The sequence below is a fragment of the Vibrio sp. 10N.222.47.A9 genome, from assembly GCF_963872585.1.
Lineage (GTDB): Bacteria > Pseudomonadota > Gammaproteobacteria > Enterobacterales > Vibrionaceae > Vibrio > Vibrio splendidus.
The window spans coordinates 1-312 of record NZ_CAWNBB010000109.1 but is presented as its reverse complement, the minus strand read 5'-3'; the positions used below and the strand labels follow the sequence as shown (position 1 = coordinate 312).

Annotated in this window: 1 protein-coding gene; it reads left to right on the top strand. The window is 39.4% G+C overall.

Annotated features, from left to right (window positions below; all coding sequences use genetic code 11):
* Window positions 1-14: 14 nt before the first annotated feature.
* Window positions 15-312, top strand: a 298-nt coding sequence (locus tag AACT19_RS25410; protein WP_016799982.1) for a hypothetical protein, incomplete at its 3' end; no start/stop codon positions are given.

Genomic DNA, 312 nt, shown 5'->3' with positions numbered 1-312 from the left:
CATAGGTAATACATATGAGCAAGTTGAAAAAACGAGGAGCTATAACAGCTATCTCTACTGACAAGAACGAAGGTTCAAGTAAGTCGACTGGAATTACGACTGTCAAAAAGAAAGTGACGACATCTTATATGGTGCCTCCTCTGACTCTTAGAATGTCACTTACTGATAAAGAACGGATAACCGATTGGGTAGCAAATCTGCAAGAGCAGACAGAGAGAAATGTGTCTGCAGCGAAACTGTACCGAGCTTTGGCTTTATATCGAGACAAGATAGATGATGAAGAGCTCGTTGAGTTGATTAATAAAATGAATT